Genomic DNA, 8847 nt, shown 5'->3' on the forward strand with positions numbered 1-8847 from the left:
TGTCAGATTCGTCCCTTCCACGGAATGGCGAAGCGTTCCAGGTAACGCACCAGCAAGTCGAAGGCGAACGCGAACAGCCCGATCACGATGATGCCCATGATGACCGTGTCGCTGGCCAGGAACTGCGCGGCGTTCAGCACCATGAAGCCCAGGCCCCGGTCGGCCGCCACCATCTCGGCGGCGACCAGCGTCGTCCAGCCGACCCCGATACCGATGCGCATGCCCGTGAAGATTTCCGGCATGGCCGCCTTCAGGATCACGTGCCAGACGATCTGGCGGCTGGTCCCGCCCATGGCGTAGGCGGCGTGGATCTGTTCGATCGACACCGACCGTACGCCCGCGCGCGCGGCGATTGCCATGGGCGCGAAGATGGCCAGGTAGATCAGCAGGATCTTGGGGAATTCGCCGATGCCGAACCAGATGATGATGAGCGGCAGATAAGCGAGCGGCGGCAGCGGGCGGTAGAACTCGATCGGCGGATCGAAGACGCCGCGCGCGTAGCGGTTCACGCCCATCAGGATGCCGACCGGAATGGCCGTGACGCACGCCAGGAAGAACGCGCCGAACACGCGGCCCAGGCTGGCGAGCGCGTGCTCGGTCAGCGTGGAATTGGCCACCCCTTCGGTCATCGCAAAGACGAACTTGTCGTACACCGCGATGGGCGACGGCAGGAACAGCGGCCGCACCCAGCCGGCGCTGGTCACCAGGAACCACAGCGCGATCAGCGCCAGGCTGGTCAGCAGACTGATGTGCCCGCTGTAGCCCGCGCCCGGCGCCCCGTACACCTTGCCCGGCGCCGCCGGCGTGTGGCCGATGCGGCGCTTAGGCATGGAGGGCGTGCGGGGAGGCGGCGCGCTCGTCCCCGTAGATGATGCCGAGGACTTCTTCTCGCATGGCGATGAAGTCGGGACTGGATTTGATGCCACGGCCATCGCGGGTCTCCAGGTAGCGCCGGTTGAAGGCCGGCTCGAACGTGTGCGTGATCCGGCCCGGGCGCGGCGACATGACGATCAGCCGCGATCCCAGGAAGAGCGCTTCTTCCACGCTGTGGGTGATGAAGAAAAACATCTTGTTGGTCTGCCGCCAGATATCCAGCAGCAGCTCCTGGATGGTTTCCCGGGTCAGCGCGTCCAGCGCGGCCATGGGCTCGTCCATCAGCAGCATGGCGGGGTCGCAGGTCAGCGCGCGCGCGATGCCCACGCGCTGCTGCATGCCGCCCGACAGCTGGTAGATCATGTGCCGGTGAAAATCCTGCAGGCCCACCAGTTCAAGATTGCGGCGGGCGCGCGCACGGCGGGTCTCCTTGTCCACGCCTTGCAGCTTCAGGCCGAATTCGGTGTTTTCCAGCACGTTCAGCCAGGGCAGCAGGGCGTGCTTCTGGAACACCACGCCGCGGTCGGCGCCCGGCCCGACGATGGGGTTTCCGCCCAGCGTGATCTCGCCCTCGGTCGGCGACAGAAAGCCCGCCAGCAGGCTGAGCAACGTGGTCTTCCCACAGCCTGATGCTCCCAGCGCGACGACGAATTCGCCGGGCTGGATGGTCAGGTTGACGTCGTGCAGCGCGATGACGGGGCCGCTGTCGTGCAGGCCGGGATAGGTGACGCTGACGCCTTCCGCGCACAGGCGCTGCGCGGCGGATGTGGACTGCATGGTCATGCTGTTCCCCCTGATCGTTGTGGCGAGGCCTGCGGCGGCAGGCCTCGTCTTCGCGCTGCGGCCGGCGCCGGGGTGGCGCCGGGCCGGGTCGGACGGGTCGCGTGAATTACTTCGCGGCCGCCTTCGCGTACTGATCCGTCACGAACGGGCTGTAGTCGTCCAGTGCCTTGTCAATCTGCTTCTGATCCTTCAGGAACTTGGCGCTGGCCGCGAAGGCGCGCGCGGCGCCCGAGTCCTTGCCGCCGCCCAGCCAGGTCTTGGAGGCTTGTTCTTCCACGGTCGGGAAGACCAGGAGGCCCAGCGCCTCGACGATGTCCTCCGGCTTGCCGCCAATCAGCTTGACGATGCCCTTGACCTGCGGCGAATCCGCCGTCCACTTGGCGCTGTTGGCGCGATAGTCAGCATAAGACTTGGCCAGCACGCCCGTGAAGGCGGCCATGAACTTCGGGTTCTTCTGCGCCCAGGCCTTGTCCACCACGATGCCGTCGAAGGTCGGCACGCTGGCCGCGCCGATCTGTTCGGAGTCGGCGATGATCTTGCCGGTCTTGGCGATCTCGGTCAGCGCGGGCGGCCAGACGTAGGCGGCGTCGATGTCGCCGCGCTGCCAGGCGGCCACGATCTGCGGCGGCTGCATGTTCAGGATGCGCACGTCGCGCGGCGGCACCTTCCACACCTGCTCAAGCCCGACCAGCAAGTGAAAGTGCGACGTCGACACAAACGGCGTGGCAATGCGCTTGCCTTTCAGGTCTGCGGTGCTGTTGATGCCGGAGCCGTTGCGCGCCACCAGCGCTTCGGATTTGCCGATGTTGTCCAGGATCCAGAAGAGCTGCATGTCCACGCCGCGTGTGGCGGCCGAGGTGATCCCGGTCGATCCCAGCACGCCGACCGGCACGTTGCCCGAGGCCAGGGCGGTCGAGATGTCGCCGCCCGAGGTGAACTGGCGCCAGTCCACCTGGTAGCCGGCCTCTTTCAGGGCCTTGTCGAAACTGCCGTCCGCGATGGCGGACAGGAACGGCCCGACGATGAGCTGGTAGCCCACCACGAGTTTGGTCTGCGCGTAGGCGGGCGCAGCCAGTAGCGCGGCGGCCAGGCCGGCCAGGGTGCAGCGGCGAATCAGGCGGTATATCGCGTTCATGGAGATCTCCGGGAGAGAACGGCCGCGCCCCGGCGCGACCGGCTTGCTGGTGCCAGTTTGCCCGGATGGGACCAGAACGCTAGGGCCAGATGTCCGGATCAGTAGGTGCCAAAAGCAACCGGGCCCGCCGGCTGCGCCGCCCATGCCCGAACGGGCATCGTCGTCGCAGCGGGCGGGCCCGCGATATGCGCCAAATGGATGAGATGGCTGGCAAGGTGTCTGACACCCTGCAGAGAGCGCCGTCAGATCACGGCTGTGCCCCTAGGGAGTCAGACACCGATCAGCGGATCAGGCTGAGAAACTCCGCACGCGTGGACGGGTTTTCGTGGAATTCGCCCAGCATCACCGACGTGACCATGGAGGAATTCTGCTTTTCGACGCCGCGCATCATCATGCACATGTGCTGCGCCTCGATCACGACCGCAACCCCAGCCGCGCCGGTGACGCTTTGCACGGCTTCAGCCACCTGGCGGCTGAGGTTTTCCTGAATCTGCAGGCGGCGCGCGTACATCTCGACGATGCGGGCCACCTTGGACAGGCCCAGCACCTTGCCGGCCGGCAGGTAGGCCACGTGCGCCTTGCCGATGAAGGGCAGCATGTGGTGCTCGCACAGCGAGTACAGCTCGATGTTCTTGACCAGGACGATCTCGCGCGTGTCCGACGTGAACAGCGCGCCGTTGACGATTTCTTCCAGGTTCTGGTCGTAGCCGCGGCACAGGTGGCGCATGGCCTTGGCGGCGCGGGCCGGCGTGTCGGCCAGCCCTTCGCGGGACGGATCTTCCCCTAGTGCTTCGAGAATGGCGGTGTAGTGCTTTTCCAATGACATGGGGACTCCTGGCGGCGCGCCCTCTGGCGCGCAGTGATGCAAAGGGTGATGCGTGGCGTAACGCTGGGCGTAATGCGTAGGTGTCGCAAGTCTACCTCAGCGCGGCGGGCGGACCGCGGGCTTACCCGTGGCGTGTGGGGGTATTTCCCGCGTTCAGACGCCCCGGTTTTCGACCGCGTACTTGATGAGTTCGGCCTGTCCGTCGATGCCCAGCTTGCGCTTGATGTTCAGACGGTGCGTCTCGACGGTACGCACCGACAATCCCAGCGTCTGCGCGATCTGCTTGTTGGCATGGCCGTCGGCGATGTGGCGCAGCACGTCGCGCTCGCGGTGCGTCAGCAACGTGGCCAGGGCGCTGGCCTGCGACAGCCGCACGGCCGCTGCAGCGCTGAAATAGCTGCGGCCGGCCATGACGGCGTCGATGGCGGTGATGATCTCCTGCGCGGGCTCGTCCTTGAGCAGATAGCCGCGGGCGCCGGCCTTGACCGCCTGCACCATGTACTCGGGGTTGTCGTGCATGGATAGCACGAGCACCGCGATCTGCGGATAGCGCTCGTGCAGCAGCGCCGTCAGCTCCAGGCCGCCGACGCCGGGCATGTTCAGGTCCATCAGCGCCAGATGGGGCAGGGTGCCGCCCTGCGGATCCTCAGCCATGCAGGCGGCCAGAAAAGCCTGCGCGGCCGCGGCGTTGCTGGCTTCACCTACTACCCGCAACGTCGGCACGGTTTCAAGGCGCAGGCGCAGGCCGTCGCGCACCAGGGGGTGGTCATCGATCAGCAGAAGGCGGACGGCGTCGGGTTTGTCGATCATGCTTGGGGAGGCGTCGGAAGGGGGCCGCCGGAAGGCGGCAGGGGAAGCCAGGCCTGCAAGGTCGTGCCTTGCGCGGTGGAATGAAAGGTCAGGGTGCCGGACAGCGCGCTCATGCGTTCTCGCATGTTGCGCAGGCCGATGCCGCGATGCGGGTCCTGCTGGACCTCGGCGTCGTCAAAGCCGCAGCCGTCGTCGGTGATGGTCAGGCGCAAGTCGCGCACCGAATACGCCAGCGTCAGATCCGCGCGCGTGGCGCCGGCATGGCGCATGACGTTGGTCAGCGCCTCTTGCGTCACGCGGAACAGCGCCGTCGCGTAGGCGTCGGGCAGCTTCACTGGCTGGCCGACCGTGTGCAGGTCCACCGCCAGCGGCGGGGCGCCGTCCTCGGGGCGGATGGCGAATTCCCGGCCCAGATGCTCCAGCGCGGCGGGCAGGCCCAGGTCATCGAGCAGGGTGGGACGCAGGTTGTGCGAAATGCGGCGGACCTCGCCCACCGCCATGTTCAGACGGTCCAGGGCGCCGCCCAGCGGCGTATCGATGTGCGCAAGCGCGCGCGAATCGTCCGAGTGCGACTGGCGCAGCCGCTCGCGGGCGGCCTCCAGCGACAGTTTTACCGACACCAGCACCTGGCTGATGCCGTCGTGCAGTTCCCGCGACAGGCGGGCGCGCTCGTCTTCCTGCGACCGCACGATCTGGCGCGCCATCAGCCGCAGCTTGGCGTCGGACTGGCGATGGTCGCTGATATTGAGGGCCAGACCACAGGCGGCCACGCCCAGGATGGACACAGCCGCAATGCCCGCCACCCACGCGAACATGTCGCGGATATTGGCCTGCGCCGCGGCGTCGATGCGCACCAGGGCCTCTTGCACGTCGTCCAGGTAGATGCCGGTGCCCAGCATCCAGCCCCAGCGTTCCAGCACCACCACGTACCCGAGCTTTTCAACGGTCTGGTTGGTGGACGGTTTTTCCCAGAGGTAATGCACCACGTCGCCTTGCTGCCCGCCGCGCCGGGCGGCCGTCAGCAGGTTCTGGATGACGGCCTGGCCCTTGGTGTCGCGCAGGTTCCAAAGGTCTTGCCCGACCAGCTCGGGCTGGCGCGGATGCATCAGGTTCTTGCCCTGCAGGTCGTAGACGAAAAAGTAACCGTCGTGGCCGAACTCCATCTGCGCCAGCAGGTCCAGCGCACGCTGGCGCGTGGCCGCGTCGTCGCCTGCGGCCTGCAGCGGCGCGATGGCGCTGTACGCCAGGTTCACGTAGTGGCGCAGCTCGCCCTCCTTGCTGGCCAGCCAGGCGGTTTCGACCACCTGTTTTTCGCGCTGCGCCAACTGCAATCCCTGCACGTAGACGGCGACCGTGATGGCGGCGACGGCCACCAGCAGCGGGACTGCCGCAAGCAGCAAGATTTTGAGACGCAGCTTCATAAGGATTTGTATCAGGCCGAAGCGAATTTGCTGCGACGCATCAACCGGAAGGGTATCGAGGCGGGAACGCGGAAAGTTCGGAGATTTTACGGTTTCCACGGAAATTTGCTGCGGCGCATGACGTAGTAACACGTAGCTCGCTTGCGTAGTTCCGCGCTTGTTGGCGCGATGGCCAGAGCGCAATACTGGCGCCCGCGTCGACCTGACGCAGCGCGGACGCGTGCGTCCGCCACCCCACAACAATGAGTCTGCCTTCCGCGGGACGAAAAAAGCGTTTCACGCCAAGAGCATGGCGGGAGGCAAGAGGAGCACTTATGCACACCAGCAGTAAGGGACTGGGTCAGCACCTGGTCTGGCTGGCGGTTGCGGTACTGGGCGCGTTTGCGCTGGGCACCGTGGCGCTGGCCAGAGGGGAGACCATCAACGCACTATGGGTGGTGATTGCCGCCGTCTGCGTCTATCTCATCGCCTACCGTTACTACAGCCGCTTCATCGCGCGCAAGGTCTTCCAGCTTGACCCGACGCGCATGACGCCGGCCTGGAAGTACAACGACGGCCTGGACTACGTGCCCACCAACAAGCACGTGCTGTTCGGCCACCACTTTGCCGCCATCGCCGGCGCGGGCCCCCTGGTCGGACCGGTGCTGGCCGCGCAGATGGGCTACCTACCCGGCATGCTGTGGATCCTGGCCGGCGTCGTGTTCGCCGGCGCCGTGCAGGACTTCACGATCCTCTTCATCTCGACCCGCCGCGACGGCCGCTCGCTGGGCGACCTGGTCAAGTCGGAACTGGGCAAGATTCCGGGCGTGATCGCGCTGTTTGGCGCGTTCATGATCATGGTCATCATCCTGGCCGTGCTGGCGCTGATCGTGGTGAAGGCGCTGACGCATTCGCCGTGGGGCACCTTCACGGTGGCCGCGACCATTCCCATCGCGCTCTTCATGGGCGTATACCTGCGCTACATCCGTCCGGGCAAGATCGGCGAGGTTTCCATCATCGGCTTCGTCGGCCTGATGGCGGCCATCACGTTCGGTCAGGACGTGGCCGCGCATCCGGTCATCGGCCCGATGTTCGACTTCGACGGCAAGGGCCTGACCTGGATCCTGATCGTCTACGGCTTCATCGCCTCGGTGCTGCCCGTGTGGCTGCTGCTGGCCCCGCGTGACTACCTGTCGACCTTCCTGAAGATCGGCACGATCGTCGGTCTGGCGATCGGCATCGTGGTCGTCGCCCCGGAACTGAAGATGCCCGCGCTGACGCAGTTCGTCGACGGCACCGGTCCGGTGTGGTCGGGCAACCTGTTCCCGTTCCTCTTCATCACCATCGCCTGCGGCGCGGTGTCGGGCTTCCACGCGCTGATCTCCTCGGGCACGACGCCCAAGCTGATCGAGAACGAAACCCAGGCCCGCTACATCGGTTACGGCGGCATGCTGATGGAATCGTTCGTCGCCATCATGGCGCTGGTCGCGGCTTGCGTGATCGAGCCGGGCATCTACTACGCAATGAACAGCCCGGCGGCCGTGATCGGCACGTCGCCTGAGCAGGTCGCCCAGGTGGTGTCGAGCTGGGGCTTCGTGATCACGCCGGCCGATCTGGTGCAGACGGCCAAGGACGTAGGCGAAAGCACGATCATCTCGCGGGCCGGCGGCGCTCCGACGCTGGCGGTGGGCATGGCCCACATCCTGCATCAGGCGCTGGGCGGTCCGGGCATGATGGCGTTCTGGTATCACTTCGCCATCCTGTTCGAAGCGCTGTTCATCCTGACGGCCGTTGACGCCGGCACCCGCGCGGGCCGCTTCATGCTGCAGGATCTGCTGGGCACGTTCGCGCCGTCGCTCAAGCGCACGGATTCGCTGCCGGCCAACCTGATCGCCACGGGCCTGTGCGTGGCGGCGTGGGGCTACTTCCTGTATCAGGGCGTGGTGGATCCGCTGGGCGGCATCAACACGCTGTGGCCGCTGTTCGGCATCGCGAACCAGATGCTGGCTGCGATTGCGCTGACGCTGGGCACGGTGGTCCTGTTCAAGATGAAGCGCGACCGCTATGCGTGGGTGACGGTGCTGCCGACGCTCTGGCTGCTGGCTTGCACGCTGACGGCCGGTCTGCAGAAGCTGTTCCATTCGGACCCGCGCGTGAGCTTCCTGGCCCACGCCGACAAGTACAACGCCGCGATTGCCGAAGGCAAGGTGCTGGCGCCGGCGAAGTCGCTGGGCGAGATGTCGCGGGTGGTGATGAACGACTACATCAACGCCGGGCTGTGCGCGATCTTCATCTTTGTCGTGGTGAGCATCGTGGTGTTCGGCTTGAAGTCGGTGCAGCGCGCCCGCAACGAGAACAAGCCGACGTCCCGCGAAACGCCTTACGAATCGCTGCCCGCAGCCGCTGCGGCTGGCGCGGACTGACCTTCATCCAGGAGAAGCCGCATGCTGTTCAGCAATATGACTTCAGCGGCCGGCGCCGCCGGCCGGTATCTGGGGCAGACGCTCCGGTTGATGGTTGGCGTGCCGGATTACGAGACGTATGTCGAGCATATGCGGCGGACGCATCCTGAGCAGGAGCCAATGAGCTATGAGGATTTCTTCCGGGAGCGCCAGGAGGCGCGATACGGGGGGAAGAAGCGGATTGGGTGCTGCTGAGTGTTTTGGATGGAAGGCCTTGCTGATGCAGGGCCTTTTTTTGTGGGTGTTGCTAGGCAGTTCGTAGAGGTGCGGTTTTTGTTCGCGTTACGTTCTTCGTAGGCTGCATTAGCTTCGTAGGCTGCATTAGATCTTCGTAGGTCGCCCGACGCCGCGGTCACCGGGGAGGCGATCGCCCACGATTGCGGTCCGGAGCCTTCGCTCCGGACTGCCCCCTCGTCATCTTCGTCCGCCTTCGGCTCCCTCTCAAGAAACTCCTCCTAAGCTGTTGATATTTCATTGGCTTTTTCTGGGGTGGCCAACGGTACCAAGCTGTAGCCCATGGTCTCTGCGCGCTTTGTCAGGTGGTGCAGGACGCGTTGG

The 8847-nt window shown here is 65.8% G+C and carries 8 protein-coding genes; 2 read left to right on the forward strand and 6 right to left on the reverse strand.

Annotated elements, in window-relative coordinates; genetic code table 11:
- Positions 1-2: 2 nt before the first annotated feature.
- The 6 genes from MHZ91_RS27310 to MHZ91_RS27335 form a co-directional block, all read right to left on the reverse strand.
- Complete coding sequence (locus tag MHZ91_RS27310) at positions 3-830, reverse strand: ABC transporter permease subunit (protein ID WP_105238604.1); 828 nt, start codon at positions 828-830, stop codon at positions 3-5.
- Complete coding sequence (locus MHZ91_RS27315) at positions 823-1656, reverse strand: taurine ABC transporter ATP-binding protein (RefSeq protein WP_175121863.1); 834 nt, start codon at positions 1654-1656, stop codon at positions 823-825. The genes MHZ91_RS27310 and MHZ91_RS27315 overlap by 8 nt, the downstream gene beginning before the upstream one ends.
- Positions 1657-1762: 106 nt before the next feature.
- The gene (tauA, locus tag MHZ91_RS27320) at positions 1763-2791 is read right to left on the reverse strand and encodes a taurine ABC transporter substrate-binding protein (RefSeq protein ID WP_175121862.1); all 1029 of its coding nucleotides are present in this window, start codon (positions 2789-2791) and stop codon (positions 1763-1765) included.
- Positions 2792-3071: 280 nt separating this feature from the next.
- The gene (folE, locus tag MHZ91_RS27325; RefSeq protein ID WP_056316955.1) at positions 3072-3617 is read right to left on the reverse strand and encodes a GTP cyclohydrolase I FolE; all 546 of its coding nucleotides are present in this window, start codon (positions 3615-3617) and stop codon (positions 3072-3074) included.
- Positions 3618-3770: 153 nt separating this feature from the next.
- Positions 3771-4427 carry a response regulator transcription factor gene (locus MHZ91_RS27330; RefSeq protein WP_175121861.1) on the reverse strand — a complete coding sequence of 219 codons (657 nt, stop codon included), beginning with the start codon at positions 4425-4427 and terminating at the stop codon, positions 3771-3773.
- Positions 4424-5848, reverse strand: a complete 1425-nt coding sequence (locus MHZ91_RS27335; RefSeq protein WP_239216503.1) for a cache domain-containing protein — start codon at positions 5846-5848, stop codon at positions 4424-4426. Before MHZ91_RS27335 ends, MHZ91_RS27330 begins: the two co-directional genes overlap by 4 nt.
- Positions 5849-6162: 314 nt before the next feature.
- On the opposite strand from MHZ91_RS27335, the gene MHZ91_RS27340 reads away from it, so the two are divergent.
- Complete coding sequence (locus MHZ91_RS27340) at positions 6163-8250, forward strand: carbon starvation CstA family protein (RefSeq protein ID WP_175121859.1); 2088 nt, start codon at positions 6163-6165, stop codon at positions 8248-8250.
- Positions 8251-8271: 21 nt separating this feature from the next.
- Positions 8272-8484, forward strand: coding sequence for a YbdD/YjiX family protein (locus MHZ91_RS27345; RefSeq protein WP_105238611.1), 213 nt, complete (start codon positions 8272-8274; stop codon positions 8482-8484).
- Positions 8485-8847: the final 363 nt, after the last annotated feature.

This window comes from Achromobacter sp. ACRQX, assembly GCF_022346505.1.
In the GTDB taxonomy this organism is placed as follows: Bacteria; Pseudomonadota; Gammaproteobacteria; order Burkholderiales; family Burkholderiaceae_B; genus Achromobacter; species Achromobacter animicus.

Bases quoted from the DNA above. Each gene is read 5' to 3' on its own strand.
- MHZ91_RS27345 (WP_105238611.1), top strand. From the start codon at position 8,272: ATGCTGTTCAGCAATATGACTTCAGCGGCCGGCGCCGCCGGCCGGTAT.
- MHZ91_RS27335 (WP_239216503.1), bottom strand. From the start codon at position 5,848: ATGAAGCTGCGTCTCAAAATCTTGCTGCTTGCGGCAGTCCCGCTGCTG.
- MHZ91_RS27340 (WP_175121859.1), top strand. From the start codon at position 6,163: ATGCACACCAGCAGTAAGGGACTGGGTCAGCACCTGGTCTGGCTGGCG.
- MHZ91_RS27310 (WP_105238604.1), bottom strand. From the start codon at position 830: ATGCCTAAGCGCCGCATCGGCCACACGCCGGCGGCGCCGGGCAAGGTG.
- MHZ91_RS27315 (WP_175121863.1), bottom strand. From the start codon at position 1,656: ATGACCATGCAGTCCACATCCGCCGCGCAGCGCCTGTGCGCGGAAGGC.
- MHZ91_RS27330 (WP_175121861.1), bottom strand. From the start codon at position 4,427: ATGATCGACAAACCCGACGCCGTCCGCCTTCTGCTGATCGATGACCAC.
- folE (WP_056316955.1), bottom strand. From the start codon at position 3,617: ATGTCATTGGAAAAGCACTACACCGCCATTCTCGAAGCACTAGGGGAA.
- tauA (WP_175121862.1), bottom strand. From the start codon at position 2,791: ATGAACGCGATATACCGCCTGATTCGCCGCTGCACCCTGGCCGGCCTG.